This window comes from Empedobacter sp. UBA7248 (assembly GCF_002472945.1).
Lineage (GTDB): Bacteria > Bacteroidota > Bacteroidia > Flavobacteriales > Weeksellaceae > Empedobacter > Empedobacter falsenii_C.
Map to the genome: position 1 here is coordinate 218,800 of NZ_DKSU01000007.1, position 25,941 is coordinate 244,740.

Consider the following 25,941-nt stretch of genomic DNA (forward strand, 5'->3'; position numbering starts at 1 on the left):
TTCTAATTAAATTTCAATGAATTCAAGTATCTAAATTCAAAATTTTGATTATCTTTGCACTCAATTTTCATTTATAAACATTAATTTATGTACGCAATTGTAGAGATAGCAGGGCTTCAATACAAAGTTGAAAAAGACCAACAATTGTTTGTAAACCGTTTAGCTGGTGAAGCAGGTGACGAAGTAAAATTCGACCGTGTTTTATTAACAGATAACGGAGCAATCACTGTCGGCGCCCCAGTTATAGACGGAGTTACCGTAGTAGCTAAAATCGTTGAACACGTGAAAGGAGACAAAGTAATCGTTTTCAAAAAGAAAAGAAGAAAAGGTTACCAAAAGTCTAACGGTCATCGTCAACAATTCACTAAAATTGAAGTAGCTTCAATCGGTTAAGATTGAGCTGAGATTAATTATTAACTCTTAAAAACAAAACGAAATGGCACATAAGAAAGGGGTCGGAAGTTCGAAAAATGGTCGTGAATCACATTCGAAACGTTTAGGTGTTAAAATTTTTGGTGGACAAGCAGCAATCGCTGGTAACATTATTGTTCGTCAAAGAGGTACTCAACATCATCCTGGTGATAATGTAGGAATCGGTAAAGATCACACATTATTCGCTTTAATTGACGGAAAAGTAGTTTTCACTAAAAAACGTAACGATAGATCTTACGTTTCAGTTGAACCATTATCTTAATTGATAATTCGACAGCGAAAATGCTAACAATATAAAAGCTCGAACTTATTGGTTCGAGCTTTTTTTGTTTTTATAGTTTTTTAATACTGCAACAAGTATAAAAATAATGATACTAATAATTAAAGTTGGAAACCAAAAGACGAGACATATTTCAGAAATTTTCACAGAGAGCTTACTGAAATTTCCTCTTGCAGTAAACATACTGATAGCATAAATAAACATTATGAATGATAAAGATACCAAAACAATTCCTGTTAAGGAAAGCGTATTTTTTATCGAAAATTTTCTAGACATACTTTTAATAATAATCTAAAATACAACTTATTTCAACCAAAAAAGCACTCAATTTCTTGAATGCTTTTGATTTTATATTTGATGAGAAACTGAAATAAATTCAGTCTAAAACTACTCTTCGTCTTCTGTTTCAACTCCCCAACCTTGAGCAGTTAATGGAACCATTTGTTCGCTTCCGCGTGTAATCAAATAGTTTTCTTCGTTTTTACCAGTTACATGACCAATCACTGTTAAATGCGGATTTCCTTTGATTTTTTCAAAATCTTTTTGATCAATTGTAAACAATAATTCATAATCTTCTCCACCGCTTAATGCACATGTAATTGGATTAATTTTGAACTCTTCGGCTGTGCGAATCACAATAGAATCTAATGGAATTTTTTCTTCATAAATATTAATTCCAACACCACTTTCTTTTGAGAGATGAATAATTTCAGAAGATAATCCGTCCGAAATATCAATCATAGAAGTTGGTTTAACTTTCAATTCTTTCAAAAGATTGATAATATCCAATCGAGCCTCTGGTTTTAATTGGCGTTCAATTAAATATGAATAGTTTTCGAAATCTGGTTGATTATTCGGATTCACTTTTGACACTTGTGCTTCGCGTTCTAACACTTGCAAACCAAGAAAAGAAGCTCCTAAATCGCCAGAAAGAACAACCAAATCATTTTCTTTTGCACCATTTCTATAAGCCAAATCTTTTTCTGGAGCAGAACCAATCGCCGTCATACTTAGTACAAGTCCGCTAACAGAAGAAGTTGTATCTCCGCCTACAATATCAATATTGTATTTGTCGCAAGCGTATTTCATTCCGTTGTAAATTTCGTCCACAGCTTCTATCGTAAAACGATTCGAAATTGCCATCGAAACCAACAATTGTTTTGGAATAGCATTCATCGCCAAAATATCACTAATTGCCGTTACAACCGCTTTGTATCCCAAGTGACGCAAAGGCATATACGACCAGCTAAAATTTACACCTTCTACCAACATATCAGTAGAAACCACAATTTTATCTTTTTTGTAATCAAGAACAGCCGCATCGTCACCAATTCCTTTGATAGAACTTTCTAATTTGATAGGAAAACCTTCTTTGATTTGATTAATTAAACCAAATTCTCCAATTTCGGCTAAACTTGTTTTTGAAACGTTTTTATCTTCTAACATGATTTTATTTTTGAGTAAAGATTGAAGGATCTATATTTTCTGAACGAAAAGGTAAATTGATAATATCTTGTTTCGACATTGTTTTCACGGTTTGTCCTTCAAATGATTTTTTAATATTTTCTAACATTTCTGTTGGTGGTGCTTGCATTTTTCTTTTCGACATCGAAAACCAAACACCTGTCAATTCAGAATGACAAAGATGTACACCATCTTGATTATATAGATTATGAATAAATTGATAAATCATTCCATCTTCCGACATTCCACCAATTTCTACCGAAATATAAATTTCTTCACCTTCCATTGCTTCCTTAAAAAAAGAAAATTGTTCGTGCAAAATAGCTGGTCCAATTCCATATTCAGCCAAATTTTTCATCGAAATGCCATAATCTCTCAAAAAAGCAATACGTGCAAAACTTGTAAAATTCATATACGAAGCGTTCGCTAAATGGCGATTAGCATCCAAATCTGACCATCGAACAATGGTTTTTTGAAAATATTTATTATTCATGAATTGAAAAATTATTTAAGGTACAAAGTTACGGATTACTATTTACACGAAAATGATAATATTTTTAATCATCGTAAATAATAAAAAACAATAAGATTTAACATCAAATTAAAATATAGATATTTAATAATTTGTATCTTTAAAAAGCTATTAAACAGACAGATTATGAAAAAAATATTATTTCCAACAGATTTTTCAGAAACAGCAAATAATGCGTTTTTGTATGCGTTAAATTTAGCCGAAAATCAAAATGCAGAATTGTATGTTTTGCACGCTTTTCAGTATCCAATGGTAAGCGGAGGAATCGATGCTGGTATTTTGCAAGATGTTTATAATACAATTGAATTAAATAATTTCGAGAATTTAAAAGATCATATTCCGTTCTTGAGAAAAATGGCTGAGGACAATGGTTTTGCAAATGTTGATTTGAAATTTTTTGTAAAAGAAGGAATGCTTTCGTTTGTGTTGCCAACATTTATCGAAGATGAAAAAGTAGATTTTGTGGTAATGGGAACGACTGGAAATACAGGATTTGACAAAGTTCTTTTTGGTTCGAATACGATGAATGCAATTAAACATCTTAAAATTCCTGTATTGAGTGTGCCAAATGGTTATGAATTCAAAGGAATAAATAGCATCGGATTTACAACAATTTTCCAAGATAAAGACCGCAAAGCCTTAGATTATTTAACAGAAATCGCTTATCGTTACAAAGCAAAAGTGCATTGTTTACACGTTTCGAAAGATGGAAATTATGATATTCCGACGCTTAATCATTGGAAAGAATATTATAAAGATGAGCCTGTAGATTTTTCTATTTATACTGCGGATGAATCTGTAGACGCAGTTTTGGAATTTATTAAAGAAGAAAAAATTGATTTGTTGACAGTTGTTAGCCGTAACAAAGGCTTCTTTGAGAAATTATTTTCGCCAAGTTTTACAAAGAAAATTTTGACGCAACACAACGTGCCTTTGTTTGTTTTCCACGAATAAGATAATTTATACTGAATATACAAAGCTCAATCTGTAGAAATAGATTGAGCTTTTTTCGTGTTGAAATGAAATTATTCGTAACTTTTGAGTACAAAACACGAAAAGATGAAAAAAATATTGTTCCCAACAGATTTCTCAGAAACTGCCAATAACGCCTTCTTATATGCACTAAATCTTGCAAAAAGTATCGATGCACAAGTTTATGTGTTGCATGTTTACGAATTGCCAATGATTACTGGAAGTTTGAGTGCTGGATTGATTCAGAATGTATATGAAACGGTAGAATTAGGAAGTTTTGACAACTTCAAAGATAATATTCCGCAACTAAGACAAATTGCTGATGAAAATGGTTTGAATGAAATTCCAATCAAGTTTATCTTAGAAGAGGGAAATTTCTTATACATTCTACGCGAAATTATTGGTGAAGAAAGTGTTGATTTTGTGGTGATGGGAACGGACGGAAATACAGGAATTGAGAAAATGCTTTTCGGTTCGAATACGATAAATGCGATTACATCGATGAAAGTTCCAATTCTTAGTATTCCGCATGGAATGTCTTTCAAAGGATTTAAGAATATTGGTTTTACCACAGTTTTTGATCAAAAAGATAAAGATGCGTTAAAGTATTTGATTGAAATTGCAAATCGTCATCATGCAAAAATTCATTGTATGCACGTTTCGAAAGATGGAAAGTTTAATGAACAAGCGATGAAAGATTGGCAAGATCAGTTTGCTGGAGATCCAATTGTATTCGAAGTTTATAATGATGCAGATCCTGTAAACGCGGTGTTGGATTTTATCAAGGAAAAACAAATCGATTTGTTGACGGTTGTGAGCCGCAATAAAGGATTTTTTGATAAGATTTTTTCACCTGGATTTACAAAGAAAATTGCAAATAAAAATATTACACCTTTGTTCGTTTTTCATGAACAAAAAGTTTAAAAGGAGATGTGAAAACATTTCCTTTTTTTGTCAAAAATTCTGTTAAAAATAAAACTTTACCTTTGTCCCGTGAAAAAAATAGCCATAGTAGGAGGTGGTGCAGCAGGATATTTTGTTGCAGCAAACCTTGGAAAAACTGTAGGACAACAAACTATATTGTTTGAACAAGCAAATCTACCGCTTCAAAAAGTACGCATTTCGGGTGGAGGAAGATGTAACGTGACGCATGCATGTTTTGATCCGCTTGATTTGGTTGAGTTTTATCCGCGTGGAAAAAAGGAATTATTAAGTGTTTTTTATACGTTTCAACCGGGTGATACAATGGCTTGGTTTGATGAGCGCGGAATAGAATTGAAAATAGAAGACGATAACCGTATTTTTCCAGTTAGCGATTCTTCACTTTCGATTATAGAGGCTTTGACAAAAGCGGTTGATCAAAATAAAGTTCAGCTTAATTTCTCAGACGGTGTGCAAGAAATCAATAAAGTTGATGGTGGTTATGAATTGATAACTAAATCAGGAAAACATTTTTTCGAAACGGTGATTGTGACAACAGGAAGTACGCCTAAATTTTGGAAAAGTTTGAAGAATTTAGGTTTGAAAATCGTTCAGCCAGTTCCTTCTTTATTCACATTTAATTGCAAAGATCCTCGAATTGAAGGCTTGATGGGGATTTCTTTTGAGAATGCTGAAGTCAAAATCAATCAACAAAAATTAGAGGCAGAAGGTCCGTTACTAATTACGCATTGGGGATTTAGTGGTCCAGCGATTTTGAGATTATCGGCTTGGGGTGCTTTAAAATTGAATGAAAGCAATTATAAATTTGAGACTGAAATCAATTTTGTGAATCAATCTAAAAATGAAATCATTTCATTTTTGAATGATAAAAAACAAGTTGATGCCAAGAAAAATGTGCATAAAAATAATCCATTCGATTTTCCGAAACGTTTTTGGTTTAGTATTCTGAATTATTGTAACGTAGATGAAAATAAGGTTTATGCAGATTTATCGAAAAAACACATCGAAACAATTGCAACAGAATTGACGCAAGGAAAATACCAAATTAATGGAAAAAGCACGTTCAAAGATGAGTTTGTAACGGCTGGTGGAGTCGATTTGAAAGAGATTGATTTTCATTCGATGCAAGCAAAAAAAATCCCGCAGTTGTTTATGGCTGGTGAGGTTCTAAATATTGATGCCATAACAGGTGGATTCAACTTTCAGGCGTGTTGGTCTGAAGGATATATTATATCTGAAAAAATCAAAGAAATTTATCAATAGTGTATATTTTACACGGATATTATTCTGGCTGAAAGCCTTAATAGTAAAGATTTTTTCAAAATTTATTATGTTAACATAACATTATTATAAAATTATGTTATTTTTGTTTAAAGGAATTATTAAAAACGAACAAAAAATATGAAGAAAATTTTCTTAACCTTAGCATTAATCGGCTTATCTTCTTCTGCATTTGCAGGTGGATACCGAGTTGCTTTACAAGGGGTTCGCCAAGCAGCTTTGGGTGGAACTTCTGCAACACAAACTCACGATGCGAGTGTTGCGTTTTATAATCCTGCAGGTTTAGCTTTTGTTGATAGTAAATTGAGTATTGCTGTCGGAGGTTTTGGTGTAAAAACTGACGTAAAATGGCAAGATCCAATGACGTTGCAAAAAGCAGAAACAGATAGTAAATTAGGAACACCAATGTATTTGGCAGTTAGTTACAAGCCTGTAGATGATTTAGCAATTGGATTGAGTGTTACGACGCCTTTTGGTAGTTCTGTTACGTGGCCAGAAGATTGGCAAAACAAAGCAAATATTACACATATTGACTTAAAAGCTTTCAATATTCAGCCAACGGTTGCGTATCGTTTTTCTGATTGGTTTAGTTTGGGGGTAGGTTTCATTTATACACACGGAACAGCTAAATTGGAGAAAGTGCAAACAGTTGCTGGAAATGATATTAAACTTAAATTAGAGGATAAAGATGCTCATGGTTTAGGATTTAATGTTGGAGCAATGTTCAAGCCAACAGATAAATTTGGAGTTGGAATTGCGTACCGTTCTAATGTAGATGTTTCTGCAAATAAAGGTGATGTTACATGGTCTAATGTTCCTTCTGGAATTGCATCTAATGTACCTTTCAATACAGATAAATGGAATACAACTTTACCGTTACCATCTGAGTTTACATTTGGAATGTCGTACAAAGTTTTACCACAATTAGAACTTTTTGGAGATGTAGTTTGGCAAAACTGGACACGTTACAAAAGTTTAGATATCAATTTATATAATGATGCTTCTAATACTTTTTACACATCATCTTCTACTAAAAACTGGAAAGACAATACATTATTCCGTTTTGGAGCAGAGTATACTTTCAGCGAGATGATTGTTGGTCGTGTTGGTTATTATCATGATAAATCACCAGTTCCATCAGCTTATTGGTCATCAGAAACACCAAGTTCTAACTTGAATTCAGTTTCAGCTGGATTAGGATTTAGATTTGAGTCAGGTTTTCATGTTGATTTATTTGGATCATATGTAAAAGGAGACGAAAGACATATTGATAATATTCAACAAAACTTCTCTGGAGATGTTAAAATGCGTGCTATAAACTTTGGTTTAGGCGTATCGTACAACCTAAAATAAGATAAAAATGAAACACTTAAATAAAATAGTATTAGTTGCATTAGCTGCTACGATGTTTAACTGTAGCGAAGATTTCGAACATCCGATTGAAGATATTAAAGTATCAGCAGGTGAAGCAAACTTTTCTACATATATTGCATTAGGTAACTCGTTAACTTCTGGTTATAGAGATAATGCATTGTACAAATCTGGACAAGAAAATTCTTACCCAAACATGTTAGCTGGATTGATGAAAGCTGCTGGAGGAGGAGAATTTAAAATTCCTTATATGCCAAATGATACAGGTGGATTTACTGATTTACCAGGTTTTCCAGGTAAATTGAATTTACAAATTGTAAATGGAGCTTTAACACCAGTTCCAAGTGCTGCGGGTGGAGCTTTAGATATCTTAGCAGATAAAGGAAAGTTTCAAAATATGGGAGTTCCAGGTGCGAAGTCTTATCATTTAGTTGCGCCAGGTTATGGAAATCCAGCAGGCTTAAAAACTAATCCAGCAACAGCGAACCCTTATTTTGTACGTTTTGCAAGTAATGCGACAACTTCTGTAGTTGCAGATGCAGTTGCTCAAAAACCAACATTCTTCTCTTATTGGATTGGGAATAATGATGTTTTAGGTTATGCAACATCTGGTGGAGTTGGAGTAGATCATAATGAAACAAATAATGTTGATCCAAGGACTTATGGAAGTTCAGACATTTCTAATGTAAATGTGGTAAAATCTACAATTAATGATGGATTAAAAGCATTAACAGCGGTAGGGGCGAAAGGAGTTATTGCAAATATTCCTTCTGTAACATCTATTCCATATTTTACAACGGTTCCATACGCGCCATTATCACCTGCAAACCCAAGTTTTGCACCAATGATTGATGAATTGAATGCAACTTATGCAGGATTAAATCAAGTATTTGATGCGGCAGGTGTTCCAGAAAGAAAAATTGTTTTCTCTAAAACTGCTGCAAGCGCTGTAGTTATTAAAGATAAAGATTTAGCGGATTTATCAACAACGATTACTGCTGCTTTAATTAAAGCAGGATATGATGCTGGAACAGCGACTTTATTTGGAATGACTTACGGACAAGCGCGTCAAGCAACAGCGAAAGATTTATTGGTTTTAACTTCTTCTTCTGTAATTGGAAAAGTTGACACAAATAGAGTTGCAGAATTAATGAAGTTGGGATTAACTCAAGAGAAAGCTGGTAAATTAGCAGTAGTTGGTGTTAGTTATCCAATGACAGATAATTATGTATTAACAGCAAAAGAAACAGCAAAAGCAGAAGCAGCTGTAGTTAAATACAATGCAGCAATTGCTGAATTAGCAACTGCTTATAACTTAGCTTTAGTTGATACATATTCTGAAATGAAAAAATTAAGTTCAGCTTCAGGAATTAAGTATTACGGACAAACATATACAACAACTTTCGTTTCTGGTGGAGCGTTCTCATTAGATGGAGTTCACTTAACTGGAACTGGATATGCAATTGTCGCAAATATGTTTGCTGATGCAATCAATAAAAAATATCATTCAACTTTAAGACATGTTTACCCAGGAAATTATCCAGGTATTGCAATTCCTTAATTGAATGTACAGATAACAAAAAAATCCGCTCATCGAGCGGATTTTTTATTTGATTATTTTTTTAGAAATAATTATTTTAATTCTTCATTTCGTAAAAATTCTTCTGCTTTTTCGACCATATTTTTCGATCCACAAAAGAAAGGAATGCGCTGGTGTAATTCTGTAGGTTCAATATCCATAATGCGTTGGAAACCGTCAGAAGCTTTTCCTCCAGCTTGTTCAGCGATAAATGCCATTGGATTACATTCATATAATAAACGTAATTTTCCGTTCGGATTATTTGTTCCAGAAGGATAAATATAAATTCCTCCTTTCAACATGTTTCGGTGAAAATCTGAACATAAAGAACCGATGTAACGAGAAGTGTAAGGACGATCTTCTTCATCTGCCTGACAGTATTTGATGTAATTTTTAACTCCTTGAGGGAATTTTACATAATTACCTTCGTTAACTGAATAAATATGTCCATCTTCTGGAATACACATATTTGGATGAGATAAATAAAACGTTCCAATTCCTGGGTTCAAGGTAAATCCATTTACACCATTTCCTGTTGTGTAAACCAACATTGTCGATGTACCGTAAATCACATATCCCGCAGCAACTTGCTTGTTACCTGGTTGTAAGAAATCTTCTTTTGTAACAGGTGTTCCAGGTTCAGAAACACGGTGGTAGATAGAGAAAATTGTTCCAACAGAAACATTTACGTCGATATTTGATGAACCATCAAGTGGATCAATCAACACAACATATTTACTGTTTTTTGAATTTTTTGAAGGTTGAATCGCGATAAAATCTTCGTTTTCTTCCGAAGCAATACCACAAACAACTTCGCGTTGCGACAACGTTTCGATAAACGTATCGTTTGCGAAAACATCTAATTTTTGTTGTTTTTCTCCTTGGACATTTTCATTTCCGAATTCGCCTAAGATATTTACAAGTCCTGCTTTGTTTACTTTATAATTAACAACTTTTGTCGCTAATTTAATAGAACTCAGTAATCTAGATAATTCTCCGGATGAGTAAATAAAATCTGCTTGATTTTCTATGATAAACTCTCCAAGAGTTTGATGAGAATTAGTATTCATAATTATGTTTTGCTGGTCAAATATCGGAATAATAACTCAATTTTATATCATTTCAAACGTTTGAAATTAATCTAAATACGTGAAAATCATCATTCAAATTTATTTTTTATTTTAATTAAATTCGGTCAACATATAAAGTGTAGTTTGGTTATATTTGCAAGTTAAATATTTACAAAAAAAAGTTTTTATAGAAATGAAAGTTTTCAAATTCGGTGGTGCTTCGGTGAAAGATGCAGCCGGCGTTAGAAATGTTGCGAGTTTATTGCAATCTGTTGGTTACGAAAATACATGTATCATTGTTTCTGCTATGGGCAAGACAACAAATGCATTGGAAGAGGTAGTCAAACGCTATTTTGAAGAACAAGATTTCGAAAAAACAATTAACGAAGTTAAAGAACAACACATTGCTTTAGCGACAGAATTATTTGATAATCCAGCTGAGGTTTCGAACGAAATTTCGCAATTTTTTGATGATATTGTTTCGTTTTTAAGACGTAACAAATCACCAAATTATAGCTATGTGTATGATCAAGTGGTTTGTTGTGGAGAGTTAATCTCGACAAAAATCATCAGTATGTATCTTAATTCTATACAAATTAATAACGAATGGTTAGATGTTCGTGATTATATCAAAACAGATAATACATATCGTGAAGGAAAAGTAAATTGGGCGTTAACAGAAGAAAGTATTAAACGTTTACCAAACACAGGTTTGTTTATTACCCAAGGTTTCTTAGGTTCTGATCCAAACTTTTTCACAACAACTTTAGGGCGTGAAGGTTCAGATTATTCTGCGGCGATTTTTGCTTATTGTTTAAATGCGGATAGCATGACGATTTGGAAAGATGTTCCTGGAGTTTTGAATGCTGATCCACGTTATTTTGATAATGCTGAGCTGTTAAATCATATTTCATATGAAGAAGCAATAGAGTTGGCGTATTATGGTGCATCTGTTATTCACCCGAAAACGTTACAGCCGCTTCAACAAAAAGAAATTCCTTTCTTCGTAAAATCATTTATTAATCCTACAGAAGCAGGAACAGAGGTAGCGAAAGGTCAACCATTAGATCCAAAAGTACCTTGTTTTATCCTAAAAAGAGAGCAACATTTGATTCGTTTATCAAGTAAAGATTTCTCTTTTATTACAGAAGATAAATTGAGTGGAATTTTCAATAAACTATATGATTATCAAATCAAAGTAAATTTGATGCAAAATTCAGCAATTTCATTATCTTTATGTTTGGAGGATAAATATGACAACTTAGAAAAGTTTGTTGCAGATATGAACGAAGAGTATAAAGTGCAAGAAGAAAACAATGTTTTATTGTACACAATTCGCCATTTTGATGCAGATTCTGACAAAGTTGTTTCAAAAGAAAAAGAATTATTGCGACAAACAGTGCGCGAAACATTACAAATAGTTGTTAAAGCTTAAATGAGTTTAATCACGACACAAGATATCTATTCAGCTTCGGGTCTTTCTAAAATTGGTGTTTTAGGAAAGCCTGTAGCTTGGGCATTGAAAAAAGTTTTCAGTATAGATCAGTTAAACGATTTGTACAATCGTGGAAAGCATTTGCAATGCGAACCTTTTTTGGATTATTTGATTGATGATTTGGGAATGGATTACGAAATCCATGAAGAAGATTTGAAACGTATTCCAAAAGAAGGACCTTTTATTATTATTTCTAATCATCCGCTTGGAGCTTTGGACGGGATTATTTTGATGCATTTTATGTCAAAAATTCGTCCTGATTTCAAGGTGATGGGTAATTTTTTATTGCAAAAAATTAAACCATTAGAACCGATGATTATTCCAGTTAATCCTTTCGAAACACGTAAAGATGCATACAGTAGCCTTTCAGGAATGCGCGATGCATTAAAATTGTTGAGAGCTGGAGGTTGTTTAGGAATTTTTCCTGCGGGCGAAGTTTCTTATCGTGATGACGAAAGTAAAATTATCGACAGAGAATGGCAAGAATCAGCGATGAAGTTGATCAAAAAAGCAAAAGTTCCTGTTGTTCCAATGTTTTTTAGAGCGCGAAATAGTAATATTTTTTACCGTGTAGCGAAGATTCATCCAGATTTTCAAACGGCAATGTTGCCAGCTGAAATGATGAAGAAAAGAACACGTCCAATTCAAATTCGTATTGGAAAACCAATTTTACAAAAACAACAAGACGAGCATGTGTCTATAGAAGATTATTCTGAGTTTTTGAGAAAGAAAACATACATGCTTTCGTCTTATTACAAACAAAAAAGAAGTTTAACTCAAGTCTTGAAAAACCCTTCGAATATTGAGTTGAAAATTCCGAATTTACCAAGCTTATCTTCTTCTAACAAAAAGGTTAAGCCGATTATTTCGGAAACTGCTTTAGACTTATTAATTCAAGATATTGAAACTTTACGAAAAGATGAACAAGCATTATTATTTACTAATAATAATTACGAATGTTTCTTTTCAACAGCTCAACAAATTCCAAATATATTAAGAGAAATTGGTCGTTTGCGAGAGATAACTTTCCGTGCGATTGGTGAAGGTACAAATGATGAAATTGACCTTGATCGCTTCGATAATCATTATCACCATTTATTTTTGTGGGATAAGGATACGAATAAAATTGTTGGAGCATATCGTATGGCGATTGGTTCGGAAGTGTATGAAAAATATGGAATTAATGGATTTTATGTTCATGAATTATTCAATTTTGATCCAGAAATTCATCCTTTCTTCAAGAAATGTATCGAAATGGGACGTGCATTCGTTTCAGCTGAGTATCAACAAAAGCCGATGCCATTGTTCTTATTATGGAGAGGAATTGTGCATGTAACATTGAGAAATCCAAATCAGAAATTTATTATTGGAGGAGTAAGTATTAGTAATCAGTTTTCTGATTTCTCAAAATCTTTGATGATCGAATTTATGAAATCTCATTATTATGATTCTACTGTAGCGCAGTATGTGAGAGCAAAAAATGAGTTTAAAGTTAAGCTGAAAGAGGAGGATAAAGAATTTATTTTTGATGAATCTGAAGCTGATTTGAATAAGTTTGATAAATTAATCGATGAGCTTGAACCAAATATGTTGCGTTTACCAGTTTTGATTAAAAAATACATCAAACAAAATGCAAAAGTGATTGCTTTCAATGTTGATCCCAAATTTAATGATGCAATTGATGGCTTAATGTATATTAGAGTTTCGGATATTCCAGAATCTACTGTTCGTCCTGTTTTAGAGGATATTCAAACAGAACTTGATAAAAAAATACAATCAGGAAAATTTGACGGAACAATTATTTAGTTTTTATCAAATTATAAAACATAAAAAAATGCGCTCAACCTAGTTGAGCGCATTTATATTTTAGCTTCGCTATAAATTATTTAGCAACTGCTGTAGAATCTGCTGCTGGAGCTGCTACTGCTGCTGAATCAGCTACTGGAGCTACTGCAGAGTCAACTACTGCTGAATCAACTACTGCTGTAGCTGAATCTGTAGCTGGTGCTTCTTCTACTGGTGCTTCTTCAGTTTTCTCTCCACAAGATACTGCTCCTAATGATAAAGCTGCTACTGCAACTACTGCGAAAAATTTTTTCATCTTTTTAAATTTTAATCGATTAATTTGATATGTCAAAGTTAGAATGATTTTGACCTGATATAATAAAAAATGATTGTAATTATTTTGTAAAACATATTTTATTTTACAAAATACACTTAATCAATTTTTTAAACGTTGATATTTTCCGAAATTATAAAATTTATAGAACAAAAAAATCCTCAAATTCTATAAGTTTGAGGATGATTTTTGACTTATTACAAACGATTATTTTAAAACTTGTGCTTCTAATTTGAATTTTTCGATTTTATTTGAAATTAAATCCAATCTCAAATTATGAATACTTCCGATATGCGAAGTCTGAAATTCTTTGTGCGGAACATACGTTCCATTTTCTACAGACAAACCAACTTCTCTGTAAGCATCGCGGAATGGCGTTCCATTTTTGATTGCTTCATTAATATTTTCAACGGTATAAATAGGATCATATTTATCCTGATTCATATAGTTGTCTTTAATCTGAAGTTGAGGAATCGCAAATGTTAAGATGTCAATAATATTATCAAATTGCATCATTGGTTCGAATAATATTTCTTTCAATATTTGATAATCGCGGTGATATCCACTTGGAAGATTATTAATCGTCATCATAATATCATTCGGTAACGCCTGAATTCTATTACAATGCGCACGCGTTAACTCAAAAACATCTGGATTTTTCTTGTGTGGCATGATCGATGAGCCTGTTGTCATTTCGTTTGGCAACTTCACAAATGCCAAATCTTGCGAATTATATAAAACCAAGTCGTATGACATTTTAGACAATGTTCCACAAATCATTGCTAAAGCTGTCGCAACAGATTTTTCTGTTTTTCCTCTAAGCATTTGTGCACCAACAGAAGAAACTAAGATTTCTGAAAAACCTAATTCTTGCGTTGTTTGCAAACGATCAATTGAGAAGCTTGTTCCGAAACCTGCACCTGAACCCAAAGGATTTTGATCAGAAATTTTATATGCAGCCTCAAAAAAGTATAAATCTGTCAACAAACTTTCTGCATAAGCAGAAAACCACATTCCAAAACTACTTGGCATTGCCGCCTGAAAATGCGTATATCCAGGTAATTGATGATTCTTGAATTCGTCTGCTTTTTGTAGGAAAATCTCAATTAAGTTGACAATTTTCTCTGTTGTATGTTTTAAGTACTCTTTCTCAAAAAGTTGAATTGCAACCAAAACTTGATCATTTCGAGAACGCGCAACGTGAATTTTTTTCCCGGCATCGCCAGTTTTCTCAATTAAAAAAGCCTCAATTTTTGAATGTATATCTTCGTAATTTTCGTCGACTTCGAAATTATTTTCCGCAATCAGAACCAAAACTTCATCCAAAGCAATTTGCAAAGCATCATTTTCTTCATTGGTAATCAAACCTGTTTTTGCCAGCATATTTGCCTGCGCTTTCGACGCTAAAGCATCGTATTTTGCAAGATGAGCATCTAATTCTCTGTCTTTTCCAACAGTAAATTTTTCGATTTTATCATTAATGGTAAAACCTTTGTCCCAAAGTTTCATATCTATAATAATGAATTAAGGGCGCAAAGTTAGTAAAAAGTTGTATAATATCTCATTAAAGTTGTATAATTATTAATAATCATAAATATTTATTCATATTGAATATTTTTGATTGTTTTTTGAGAATGTTTAGATGATTGATAGTATTTCGAAAGATTGATTATTGAATGTTTATTAATATTTCGAAATAATTCAATTTCGTAAAAAAATGACCCAAAAATTATGGAGTTGATATTTTAAGAACCTTTTAATTTTTAACTTCTATTTATTTACGTTTAAAACATTGTTAAAGTGAAATTTAGACCTTTTTTATAATAATTCTAAATTATTGAAATATAACTAAAATATATCATTCTTTGATGAAAAATCTTTACTATAAACGTAATTTTGTGTACCAATTTATAGCTAAACGCGTATTTGTTTAGATGATTGTTAATGTAAGTTTTAGAATAAAACTCAGACTCAAATGCTTATGTATGTTGATTTTGTGTGAGTTAAATTATTAAAAATTACCCTTCGAAAAAATTACATACTTAGTTTGTATTCTGATAACAGTGGTTGCCTATGCCAAAAATGATTTTTGTTGAAAATAATTTTTGCATAAGATGTGACGATACAGCGAAGTGTTATTATATAATTCATTTTGATTGGATGAAATCAGGTGTAAGTAGCTTGGTTTTAAACAATCTTTAATATTAAAAAGAAAAGATAGATAATTATGAGTCTTTACCAAGAGTATCTTAACGAGATTGAAGAAAGAAAAGGTCAAGGTTTACATCCAAAACCAATTGATGGTGCAGAATTACTAAGTGAAATCATTAATCAAATTAAAGATGTTAACAACGAATACCGCGAGGATTCTGTTAAATTCTTTATCTATAACACATTGCCAGGAACAACTTCTGCTGCAGGTGTAAAAGCAAAATTTTTAAAAGAGATTATTTTAGGAGAAGCTACAGTTGCTGAAATTACACCAGCTTATGCTTTCGAATTGTTATCTCACATGAAAGGAGGACCATCTATCGAGGTTCTTTTAGACTTAGCTTTAGGAAACGACGAAGCAATTGCAAAACAAGCTGCTGAAGTTCTTAAAACACAAGTTTTCTTATACGATGCTGATACAGCTCGTTTAGCTGATGCTTTCAAAGCTGGAAATGCAATCGCAAAAGATATTTTAGAAAGTTATGCAAAAGCAGAGTTCTTTACCGAATTACCAGCAGTTGCAGAAGAAATTAAAGTAGTTACTTACATTGCTGCTGAAGGTGATATTTCTACGGATTTATTATCTCCAGGTAACCAAGCGCACTCTCGTTCTGATAGAGAATTGCACGGCCAATGTATGATTACGCCAGCTGCTCAAGAGGAAATCAAAGCGTTACAAGCGCAACATCCGGATGCTTCTGTGATGTTAATCGCTGAAAAAGGTACAATGGGAGTTGGTTCTTCTCGTATGTCAGGTGTTAACAACGTGGCTTTATGGACAGGAAAGCAAGCATCGCCTTATGTTCCTTTCGTAAATATTGCACCAATTGTTGCAGGTACAAACGGAATTTCTCCGATTTTCTTAACTACGGTTGATGTAACTGGTGGTATCGGAATCGATTTGAAAAACTGGAAAAAACAAGTTGACGCAAATGGAGATGTAGTTCGTAATGAAGCAGGTGATCCTGTTTTAGAAGAAGTTTATTCAGTAGCTACTGGTACTGTTTTAACAATCAATACAAAAACTCAAAAATTATACAATGGAGATCAAGAGTTAATTGATATTTCAAGATCATTGACTCCTCAAAAAATGGAATTTATCAAAGCGGGTGGTTCTTACGCAATCGTTTTTGGTAAAAAAATCCAAACATTTGCTGCTCAAACTTTAGGTATCGAAGCTCCAGCAGTTTTCGCTCCTTCAAAAGAGATTTCAAATGATGGTCAAGGTTTAACTGCGGTTGAAAAAATCTTCAATAATAATGCGGTTGGATCTACTCCAGGAAAAGTTTTACATGCAGGTTCTGACGTTCGTGTTAAAGTAAACATCGTTGGTTCTCAAGATACAACTGGTTTGATGACATCGCAAGAGTTAGAAGCAATGGCTGCTACAGTGATCGCTCCAACAGTAGATGGTGCTTATCAATCAGGATGTCACACAGCTTCTGTTTGGGATAAAAAAGCACAAGCTAATATTCCTAAATTGATGAAATTTATGAATGATTTCGGTGTAATTACAGCACGTGACCCTAAAGGGGAATATCATGCAATGACGGATGTTATTCACAAAGTTTTAAATGATATTACAATCGACGAATGGGCGATTATCATTGGTGGTGACTCACACACACGTATGTCTAAAGGTGTTGCTTTTGGTGCCGATTCAGGAACTGTAGCATTAGCTTTAGCAACTGGTGAAGCTTCTATGCCAATTCCAGAATCTGTAAAAGTAACATTCAAAGGAGAGATGAAACAACACATGGATTTCCGTGATGTGGTTCACGCTACTCAAGCTCAAATGTTGAAACAATTTGACGGTGAAAACGTATTCCAAGGTCGTATCATCGAGGTACACATCGGTACATTATTAGCGGATCAAGCGTTTACATTTACAGACTGGACTGCAGAAATGAAAGCGAAAGCATCTATCTGTATTTCTCAAGATGATACATTAATCCAATCGTTAGAAATTGCGAAATCTCGTATCCAAATCATGATCGAGAAAGGAATGGACAACAAAAACCAAGTGTTACAAGGATTAATCGACAAAGCAAACAAACGTATCGAAGAAATTAAATCGGGTGCTAAACCTGCTTTAACTCCAGATGCAAATGCTAAATATTACGCTGAAGTAGTAATCGACTTAGATATTATCGAAGAGCCAATGATTGCCGATCCAGACGTAAACAATGCTGATGTTTCTAAACGTTATACACACGATACAATCCGCGATTTAACTTACTATGGTGGAGATAAACACGTAGATTTAGGTTTCGTAGGATCTTGTATGGTTCACAAAGACGATTTAAAAATCGTTTCTCAAATGTTACGTAATGTAGAAAAAGCGAATGGTAAAGTTGAGTTCAAAGCTCCTTTAGTTGTTGCGGCGCCTACTTACAACATCATCGACGAATTGAAAGCAGAAGGTGATTGGGAAATGTTACAAAAATACTCAGGATTTGAGTTTAGTGACTTATTGCCAAAATCTACTGCGCGTACAGAATACGAAAACATTATGTACTTAGAGCGTCCTGGTTGTAACTTATGTATGGGTAACCAAGAGAAAGCGGAAAAAGGAGATACAGTAATGGCGACATCTACACGTTTATTCCAAGGTCGTGTGGTTGAGGATAGAGATGGTAAAAAAGGAGAATCTTTATTAGCATCAACTCCAGTAGTTGTTTTATCAGCGATTTTAGGACGTATTCCTAATATTGAAGAATATAAAGCTGCTGTAGAAGGTATCAACTTAACAAAGTTTAAACCAATTTCAATGAACTAATCGTTCGTAGAAAATGATATATTAAAGGCTAACATTTCGGTGTTAGCCTTTTTTTGTGATAAATATATAATCTTGCAAATAAATAAGTTAGAATTGATTTAAATAAGGTTATTAACCATTTATACACGTTAAATATTAAATAATTCAGTATATTGGGGTATGTTTTTTGATAAATTAAAACCAATTAAATAAATCAATTATTATGGCATTTGATATAAATATGATTAAAGGCGTTTATGCCAAAATGCAAGAACGTGTAGATGCTGCGAAAACTATCGTAGGTCGACCTTTAACGTACTCAGAGAAAATTTTATATGCTCACTTGTTTGACGGAAAACCAACGCAAGCATACACAAGAGGAGAATCTTATGTAGATTTTGCGCCAGATCGTGTAGCAATGCAAGATGCAACTGCTCAAATGGCTTTGTTGCAATTTATGCAAGCTGGAAAAACAAAAACGGCTGTACCTTCTACAGTTCACTGTGATCACTTGATTCAGGCTAAAGTTGGTGCAAAAACCGATTTACAAGAAGCAATCAATAAATCATCAGAAGTATTTAATTTCTTAGAATCAGTTTCTAATAAATATGGAATTGGATTCTGGAAACCAGGTGCAGGAATTATTCACCAAGTAGTATTAGAAAACTATGCATTTCCAGGAGGAATGATGATTGGTACCGATTCTCACACGCCAAATGCAGGTGGGTTAGGAATGGTAGCAATTGGTGTTGGTGGTGCTGATGCTGTTGATGTAATGTCTGGAATGGCTTGGGAATTAAAAATGCCAAAATTAATCGGAGTTAAATTAACAGGTAAATTATCTGGTTGGGCTGCTCCAAAAGACGTTATCTTAGAAGTTGCTGGACGTTTAACTGTAAAAGGTGGAACAGGAGCAATTGTAGAGTATTTTGGAGAAGGAGCAGAGTCTTTGTCTGCAACAGGTAAAGGAACAATTTGTAACATGGGTGCAGAAATTGGAGCAACAACTTCAATCTTCGCTTATGATGATGCTTCAGAAAGATATTTAAGAGCAACTGATCGTAATGATGTAGCAGATGCTGCAAATGCTCACAAATCTTATTTACGTTCGGATGATGAAGTTTATGCAAATCCTGAAAACTTCTATGATCAATTAATCGAAATCAACTTATCTGAATTAGAGCCTCGTTTGAATGGTCCTTTTACGCCAGATTTAATGACACCAGTTTCTAAAATGAAAGAAACTGCAGCAGCTAATGGTTGGCCTTTAGATGTTGAATGGGGATTAATCGGTTCTTGTACAAACTCTTCTTACGAAGATTTGACACGTGCTGCTTCGATTGCGCAACAAGCTTTAGACAAAGGTTTAGAAGCGAAATCATCTTTCGGAATTAATCCAGGTTCTGAGGTAGTTCGTTATACTGCAGATCGTGATGGTTTATTAAAAACTTTCGAGGATTTAGATGCAGTTATCTTTACAAATGCTTGTGGGCCTTGTATTGGTCAATGGGATCGTGAAGGAGCAGATAAAGAAGAAAAAAATACAATCGTTCACTCATTCAACCGTAACTTCAAAAAACGTGCGGACGGAAATCCAAATACATATGCTTTCGTAACATCACCTGAAATGGTTGCGGCTATTGCAATTTCTGGACGTTTAGATTTTAATCCATTAACAGATAAATTAATCAATAAATTTGGTGAAGAAGTAATGTTAGATGCTCCAAAAGGAGAGGAATTACCAACAAAAGGTTATGCTTACGAAGATAATGGATATCAAGCGCCAGTAGAAGATGGTTCTCGTGTAGAAGTGATCGTAAATCCAAATTCTGAGCGTTTACAATTATTAGAAGGTTTTAAACCTTGGAATGGTGAAAATATTATTGGAGCTAAATTATTAATAAAAGCATTTGGTAAATGTACAACTGACCATATTTCTATGGCTGGACCTTGGTTACGTTTCCGTGGACATTTAGATAATATTTCGAATAATACGTTGATTGGTGCTGTAAATGCATTCAACCAAGAAACAAATTCAGTTAAAAATCAATTAACAGGAGAATACGGACCAGTTCCAGACACTGCACGTGCATATAAAGCGGCAGGTGTACCTTCTGTAATTGTTGGTGACGAAAACTACGGAGAAGGTTCTTCTCGTGAGCATGCAGCAATGCAACCACGTCATTTAGGTGCTGTAGCAGTATTGGTGCGTTCTTTTGCACGTATCCATGAAACAAATCTTAAAAAGCAAGGAATGTTAGCGTTGACATTTGCGGACAAAGCAGATTATGATAAAGTACAAGAAGATGATACAATCAACTTTATAGACTTAACAGAATTTGCACCAGGAAAACCTTTGACAATCGAGTTTGTTCATGCAGATGGATCTAAAGATTTAGTTGTAGCAAATCATACATACAATGCACAACAAATTGAATGGTTCAAAGCTGGATCAGCATTAAATTTAATTAAAGCGCAACAAGCGTAATAATTATTTCAACATAAAAAGTAAAAGCCGATGTATTTATATATCGGCTTTTTTTTATATTTTTTGAACTTATATTGTTAAGAATTCTGATTTAAGTTTTAATTTATTATAACTCATCTTTATTAATCCAATAAAACCAATGATTTTAATAAACGATCCAAAAAGTCTTCCTATGTTATAGGATGTTGATTCATTTGCTATAAAATGGAATTCAGATAAGGTAATAATGTTTTTTACAATTATTATTGAGAGTATAATTATTGTAGATGTTAAAAAATACTTTTTGTAGTCCATAGCGTTATTAGTTTTTATAAAAGTAATTAAAAACAATAATTTAATCAATATTAAGATATTATTAACATTTAAATATTAAAACAAAAAAAAACCTCAATCATTTGATTGAGGTTTTAAGCAGTGGTGCCTCCAGGAATCGAACCAGGGACACAAGGATTTTCAGTCCTTTGCTCTACCAACTGAGCTAAGGCACCGCCTTAATTGTGATGCAAATATAGAGCGAAAATCCGTTCTACCAAACATTATTTAAAATATTTTTTAGACGAAAAAGCTATCTTGTTCATTTACCGAGAAATAAATTTTAAAATATTTTTATCTTTGCAAAAAAAGAGCGGTTTTAATATTTTAATAGAGATTTAACAACTCATTTTTGCAATCTAATTTTTACAATTCGCAACAAATCATCATATTTGCGTCTTAGAATTCTATTATACATTCATAATGAAGTGGATTATTTGTAGTTTATCACTATTTAGCGTGGTAACAATAAAAGCTCAGTCAATATCAGTTTCACCTTATTCGGCATACGGAGTAGGGGAACAATTGTTTGATAATAATACTGAACAAGCTGGTATGGGCGGTATCTCAACGGTTCCTACGAATCCTTTTGGACAAAGTGCGAACTTCTCGAATCCGGCAGCAAACCGAAACTTGCGTATGACAACTTTCAATGCAAGTGGAAGTGGAACTAATTATAATTTCAAATCTGGAACAGATAAGGAAAATGCTGGTCGTTTCAATGTTTCTAATATCTCATTGGCTTTTCCTGTTGGTGAAAAAGGAAGTTTTGGAGTTGGTTTTCAACCTTACACAGCGTTGGGATATGATATTTTGAATACTTCTGAGAAAAATAATATCAAACAAACGGTACAAATGAAAGGTGATGGAGGGTTAAATAGTCTTCATGCTTTTTATTCAAGAAATCTTTCAAAAGAATTTTCTTTAGGTTTGCGTGTTAATTATCTTTTCGGAGAGTTGCAACGTAACGAAATTCTAGCTGTAGATGGAGCAAGTTTAGCTGTAGATTACAGCGATAAATCGAACTATCGTGGTGCTCAATTTACTTTAGGATCTATGTATACAAAGAAAATTGGAAAAAATAACAATTTAAACATTGGTGCTACTTATACATTAGGAACTAAGTTAAGAACTGATGTTACAGATCTTACAACTTCTTATACATATATTGGAACTACACAAACTTCTGTAGATACAATTTCTATTATTAGAATTGATAATGGAAAAACTAAGATTCCACAACAATTTACTTTAGGAGCATCTTATTCTAAAGATAATACGTGGTCGTTAGCTGTAGAAGCAAAATATAATAATTGGAAAGATTTCTCTCAACCATTAGAAGGTCAAAACACAACAATGTCTTCTGCAGTAGATTACAAAAATAATGTACGTTTTGCTGTTGGAGGATATTGGATTCCAGATTATAATAGTTACAAAAGTTATTTTAATCGTGTAACGTATCGTGCTGGTATGTATTATCAATCAGCTCAATACTCTATTCACGGAACAGATATTGACGCTTATGGAGCAACTTTAGGTTTTGGATTTCCAATCGGAAAACAAAATGATGGTTCTATGATGAATATTTCGTTAGAGTACGGACAAAAAGGAAAAACAGCAAACAACTTAATTAAAGAAAATTATTTCGGAGTTAAAGTTGGATTTGATATTAACGATATTTGGTTTAGAAAAAGAGTTATTGACTAATTTTGGACAAACAAAAATTGTATAAAAAAGCAAACGAAAAAGTTTTAATTAAACCAACTCTTGTATTTGGTCTGATTAGCGTTTTCGTTTTGCTTTTTTCTTGTAAAAAAGAACTTCCTCCTATCAGTAAAAAGAAGGTAGAATTCCCAACACGAACACTTATCAATGCAAATATTATTAACAAAGATTCGGGAAGAATTTCTGGTAATTTGCGTTCGCCATTAATCGAAGAATATACAACGGTAGATTCTCCTTACACGATTTTTAGAAAAGGTTTAAACCTTGATTTTTATCAAAAAGGAAGCATAAAACCTGGATATTTTCAGGCAGATTGGGCGAAGTTGAGTGATGTAACGGGATTGTACGAAGGTAGAGGAAACGTAATTATCGTAAATGAGAAAGGTGATTCGTTGAAAAGCGAACAATTATTTTGGAATAAGAAAAATAAAACAGTTTATACATCGAAAGAAGTTTACTTAATTAGCAAGGAAGGCGATTCGTTAACAGCGAAAAACGGTTTGCAAGCTACTGACGATTTAGAAACCTATACTTTATTCAATAATCAAGGATTTAAGTATGTTGATGATAATCAAAAATTCTAAAGAGCGTTAAAAAAATTAACAAAAAAGCGCATACTTGTCGCTTCTTCTATTTTATTATTCAATGTATTGTCGTATTTTCGCCACCTATTATAGAAATAACATTAAAATAAAACAATGGCAGTTTTAGGAGAAATTCGTAAAAAAACTTGGCTGATCTTCGTGGTAATCGGAGTTGCAATGTTAGCTTTCGTTGCAGGAGATTTATTCGGAGAGAATTCAAAAATAAAACAATTATTTACTGGAGATCCGTCTGTAGTTGGTACAGTGAACGGAGAACCTATTGGTATTGCAGAATATCAGAGTGCGTACGATCAAACACAAAAGATGTACGAAAATCAAGGTCAATCTGCAACTCCAAATCAAATTGCTCAACAAACTTGGAACAGCTTAGTTAGTCAGAAAGTGTTGAAACAACATGCTGAAAAATTAGGTTTAAAAGTTTCTGATGATGAATTTTGGAGCTATACAGCTCAAAACTTCGGAATGGCATCTGGTGCAGAAGCACAACAACAGATTGCGCAATTAGAAGCAAATGCGGCATCAAGTCCAGAAGCGCAACAACAATATAGAGGTTGGTTGCAAACTGCTGAACAAATAAAATTACAGATTTTATCTCAAAAATATTTTGGTTATGTAATGGCTGGTACAGCGGTTACAGGTAAAGAAGCGGATATTCAACAAGGATACAATATTTCGAATGCAAATATTCAGTATGCATTTGTAGATTACGCAACTTTGGCTAAAAAATTAAATGTAAAAGTAACAGACGAAGAAATTTCTGCTTACGAAGCGAAATATCCAAAATTGTTCAAAGCAGAAGGTTTAGTAAAATTAAGTTATACTTATTTCCCTGCTGGAGCTTCGACTGCTGATGACGCTGTTGCTTTAGCAAATATCAAAAAATATTTATCAACTCAAATTGTTCATGACGAAGTGAACAATGTTACAGATACAATTGCGGCGTTTGGTTCTGCAAAAAGTGATTCGGTTTATGTGACTCAAAATTCTGAGAAACCATTTATTCCAAATTATTTTACAAAAGCAGAATTAGAACAAGCTCAATTAGGGCCAGAAGCAACAAACTTCTTGAAAACTGCAACAGTTGGACAAATTGGTGGACCTTTCAAAATTGGAAATACATACCAATTATACAAGCTTTCGAAATCGAAAGAAGTAAAAGATTCTGTAAAATCTAGCCATATCTTAGTTTCTTATACAGGAAGCGCTGCTGGAAACGGAGTAAAACGTACAAAAGACGAAGCAAAAAAATTAGCTGAACAAATTTTAGCTGAAGTAAAAGCAAATCCAGCTTCTTTTGGAGAAGTTGCTTCAACAAAATCGGATGATAAATCATCTGCTGTACAAAAAGGAAGCATTGGTTGGGTTGGAAAAAACAATCAATTAGACCAAACTTATAACGGATTTATTTTCTCTAAACCAGTTGGAACTGTTGATTTGGTAGAATCTCAATTCGGATATCACATTATCAAAGTTGATGATGCGAAAAACAAAACAGCTTATCAAGTTGCAAATATTGTAAAAACGATCGAGCCTTCTAAAGCGACAACAGAAAAAGCATTTACAAATGCAAGAACGTATGTTCAGAATGTTGAAGGAAAATCATTGAATGATTTCAAAAATGCTGCGAAAAAAGGAGGTTATTTAAATAATACAACAGAAGGTATTGAGCGTTATGCTGCAATTGGCCAAGATATTCCAAACGATCAGGACGGAGATATCTTAAAATGGGCTTTTGACAAGAAAACAGATAAAGGAGCAACAAACTTGTTTACATCTTCTACAGGAGATTACATCGTTGTTCATTTAGTTGAAAAATTTGACAAAGGTTTAGCTCATCCAAGTGTTGTTCGCCAATATGTAGAGCCAGTTTTGATGCATGAAAAAGTTGCTAAATTGATTGATGAGCAAATTGCAAACGGAGGATTGAATGCTTTTGCTTCTAAATTTGGAGCGAAAAAAGGTAATGCTACGGTTAACTTCTCTAATTCTAATTTAACTGGAATTGGTTTAGAGCCTAAAGTTGTAGGAGCTGCGTTTGGTGTAAAACCAAATCAATCTTCTAAAGCGATTGCAGGTAATGCTGGAGTTTTCTACATTATTCCTTCAAACCAACAAATTCAAAAGAATCAAAAAGGTTCAATGATTTTGGATAATTTAAACCGTCAATTACAAGGACGTTTCCAACAAACATTGTTACAATCATTGATTCAAGCTGCTGATGTGGTTGATAACCGCGATAGAGCTTTACGTTAAGATTTAAAATTTCTTATAATAAATAAAACCGCCCGAAGAATTCTTCAGGCGG

Annotated in this window: 19 protein-coding genes and 1 tRNA gene; 14 read left to right on the top strand and 6 right to left on the bottom strand. The window is 33.3% G+C overall.

The window, feature by feature from the left end; all coding sequences use genetic code 11:
- Positions 1 to 87 precede the first annotated feature (87 nt).
- Together rplU and rpmA are read left to right on the top strand one after the other, a co-directional pair.
- A complete protein-coding gene (gene rplU / locus B4A23_RS06690) occupies positions 88 to 393 on the top strand; it encodes a 50S ribosomal protein L21 (protein ID WP_019975660.1) in 306 nt (101 codons plus the stop codon).
- Between the two features lie 43 nt (positions 394 to 436).
- Positions 437 to 694: a 50S ribosomal protein L27 gene (gene rpmA / locus B4A23_RS06695; protein ID WP_038334883.1), complete on the top strand. Its 258-nt coding sequence runs from the start codon at positions 437 to 439 to the stop codon at positions 692 to 694.
- A gap of 405 nt (positions 695 to 1,099) precedes the next feature.
- Here rpmA and thiL read toward each other — a convergent pair whose 3' ends face one another.
- Positions 1,100 to 2,158, bottom strand: a complete 1,059-nt coding sequence (thiL, locus tag B4A23_RS06700) for a thiamine-phosphate kinase (protein WP_286473867.1) — start codon at positions 2,156 to 2,158, stop codon at positions 1,100 to 1,102.
- Between the two features lie 4 nt (positions 2,159 to 2,162).
- Positions 2,163 to 2,669 carry an acyl-CoA thioesterase gene (locus tag B4A23_RS06705; protein WP_038334897.1) on the bottom strand — a complete coding sequence of 169 codons (507 nt, stop codon included), beginning with the start codon at positions 2,667 to 2,669 and terminating at the stop codon, positions 2,163 to 2,165.
- Positions 2,670 to 2,834: 165 nt separating this feature from the next.
- On the opposite strand from B4A23_RS06705, the gene B4A23_RS06710 reads away from it, so the two are divergent.
- The 5 genes from B4A23_RS06710 to B4A23_RS06730 all read left to right on the top strand — a co-directional run bounded on the left by B4A23_RS06710 (position 2,835) and on the right by B4A23_RS06730 (position 8,835).
- Complete coding sequence (locus tag B4A23_RS06710) at positions 2,835 to 3,662, top strand: universal stress protein (protein WP_286501691.1); 828 nt, start codon at positions 2,835 to 2,837, stop codon at positions 3,660 to 3,662.
- A 105-nt stretch (positions 3,663 to 3,767) separates the two neighbouring features.
- Positions 3,768 to 4,604, top strand: coding sequence for a universal stress protein (locus tag B4A23_RS06715; RefSeq protein ID WP_291118317.1), 837 nt, complete (start codon positions 3,768 to 3,770; stop codon positions 4,602 to 4,604).
- Between the two features lie 69 nt (positions 4,605 to 4,673).
- The gene (locus B4A23_RS06720; protein ID WP_291118319.1) at positions 4,674 to 5,885 is read left to right on the top strand and encodes an NAD(P)/FAD-dependent oxidoreductase; all 1,212 of its coding nucleotides are present in this window, start codon (positions 4,674 to 4,676) and stop codon (positions 5,883 to 5,885) included.
- 138 nt (positions 5,886 to 6,023) lie between these two features.
- Positions 6,024 to 7,256, top strand: a complete 1,233-nt coding sequence (locus tag B4A23_RS06725) for an OmpP1/FadL family transporter (RefSeq protein ID WP_038334921.1) — start codon at positions 6,024 to 6,026, stop codon at positions 7,254 to 7,256.
- A 7-nt stretch (positions 7,257 to 7,263) separates the two neighbouring features.
- On the top strand, positions 7,264 to 8,835 hold the full coding sequence (locus tag B4A23_RS06730) for a G-D-S-L family lipolytic protein (RefSeq protein WP_291118321.1): 1,572 nt from the start codon (positions 7,264 to 7,266) through the stop codon (positions 8,833 to 8,835).
- 71 nt (positions 8,836 to 8,906) lie between these two features.
- On the opposite strand, the gene fbp is transcribed toward B4A23_RS06730, so the two are convergent.
- A complete protein-coding gene (gene fbp / locus B4A23_RS06735; protein WP_125349922.1) occupies positions 8,907 to 9,923 on the bottom strand; it encodes a class 1 fructose-bisphosphatase in 1,017 nt (338 codons plus the stop codon).
- 193 nt (positions 9,924 to 10,116) lie between these two features.
- On the opposite strand from fbp, the gene B4A23_RS06740 reads away from it, so the two are divergent.
- Both B4A23_RS06740 and B4A23_RS06745 read left to right on the top strand, forming a co-directional pair.
- Positions 10,117 to 11,358: an aspartate kinase gene (locus tag B4A23_RS06740; protein WP_180905681.1), complete on the top strand. Its 1,242-nt coding sequence runs from the start codon at positions 10,117 to 10,119 to the stop codon at positions 11,356 to 11,358.
- Positions 11,359 to 13,224, top strand: a complete 1,866-nt coding sequence (locus B4A23_RS06745; protein ID WP_291118324.1) for a lysophospholipid acyltransferase family protein — start codon at positions 11,359 to 11,361, stop codon at positions 13,222 to 13,224. It begins immediately after the preceding gene.
- A 76-nt stretch (positions 13,225 to 13,300) separates the two neighbouring features.
- On the opposite strand, the gene B4A23_RS06750 is transcribed toward B4A23_RS06745, so the two are convergent.
- Positions 13,301 to 13,519, bottom strand: a complete 219-nt coding sequence (locus B4A23_RS06750) for a hypothetical protein (protein ID WP_052217768.1) — start codon at positions 13,517 to 13,519, stop codon at positions 13,301 to 13,303.
- 225 nt (positions 13,520 to 13,744) lie between these two features.
- Positions 13,745 to 15,046: an argininosuccinate lyase gene (gene argH, locus B4A23_RS06755; RefSeq protein ID WP_291118326.1), complete on the bottom strand. Its 1,302-nt coding sequence runs from the start codon at positions 15,044 to 15,046 to the stop codon at positions 13,745 to 13,747.
- A 718-nt stretch (positions 15,047 to 15,764) separates the two neighbouring features.
- On the opposite strand from argH, the gene B4A23_RS06760 reads away from it, so the two are divergent.
- Both B4A23_RS06760 and B4A23_RS06765 read left to right on the top strand, forming a co-directional pair.
- A complete protein-coding gene (locus tag B4A23_RS06760; protein WP_291118328.1) occupies positions 15,765 to 18,527 on the top strand; it encodes a bifunctional aconitate hydratase 2/2-methylisocitrate dehydratase in 2,763 nt (920 codons plus the stop codon).
- Between the two features lie 202 nt (positions 18,528 to 18,729).
- Complete coding sequence (locus B4A23_RS06765) at positions 18,730 to 20,994, top strand: aconitate hydratase (protein WP_280062201.1); 2,265 nt, start codon at positions 18,730 to 18,732, stop codon at positions 20,992 to 20,994.
- Positions 20,995 to 21,409: 415 nt separating this feature from the next.
- On the opposite strand, the gene B4A23_RS06770 is transcribed toward B4A23_RS06765, so the two are convergent.
- A tRNA-Phe gene (locus tag B4A23_RS06770) sits at positions 21,410 to 21,482 on the bottom strand.
- Positions 21,483 to 21,729: 247 nt separating this feature from the next.
- Between B4A23_RS06770 and B4A23_RS06775 the strand changes: the two genes are divergently transcribed.
- The 3 genes from B4A23_RS06775 to B4A23_RS06785 all read left to right on the top strand — a co-directional run bounded on the left by B4A23_RS06775 (position 21,730) and on the right by B4A23_RS06785 (position 25,889).
- Positions 21,730 to 23,013, top strand: coding sequence for an OmpP1/FadL family transporter (locus B4A23_RS06775; protein ID WP_286486759.1), 1,284 nt, complete (start codon positions 21,730 to 21,732; stop codon positions 23,011 to 23,013).
- A 2-nt stretch (positions 23,014 to 23,015) separates the two neighbouring features.
- Positions 23,016 to 23,615, top strand: coding sequence for an LPS export ABC transporter periplasmic protein LptC (gene lptC / locus B4A23_RS06780; protein ID WP_291118331.1), 600 nt, complete (start codon positions 23,016 to 23,018; stop codon positions 23,613 to 23,615).
- 114 nt (positions 23,616 to 23,729) lie between these two features.
- Positions 23,730 to 25,889: a SurA N-terminal domain-containing protein gene (locus B4A23_RS06785; RefSeq protein WP_291118333.1), complete on the top strand. Its 2,160-nt coding sequence runs from the start codon at positions 23,730 to 23,732 to the stop codon at positions 25,887 to 25,889.
- Positions 25,890 to 25,941 lie beyond the last annotated feature (52 nt).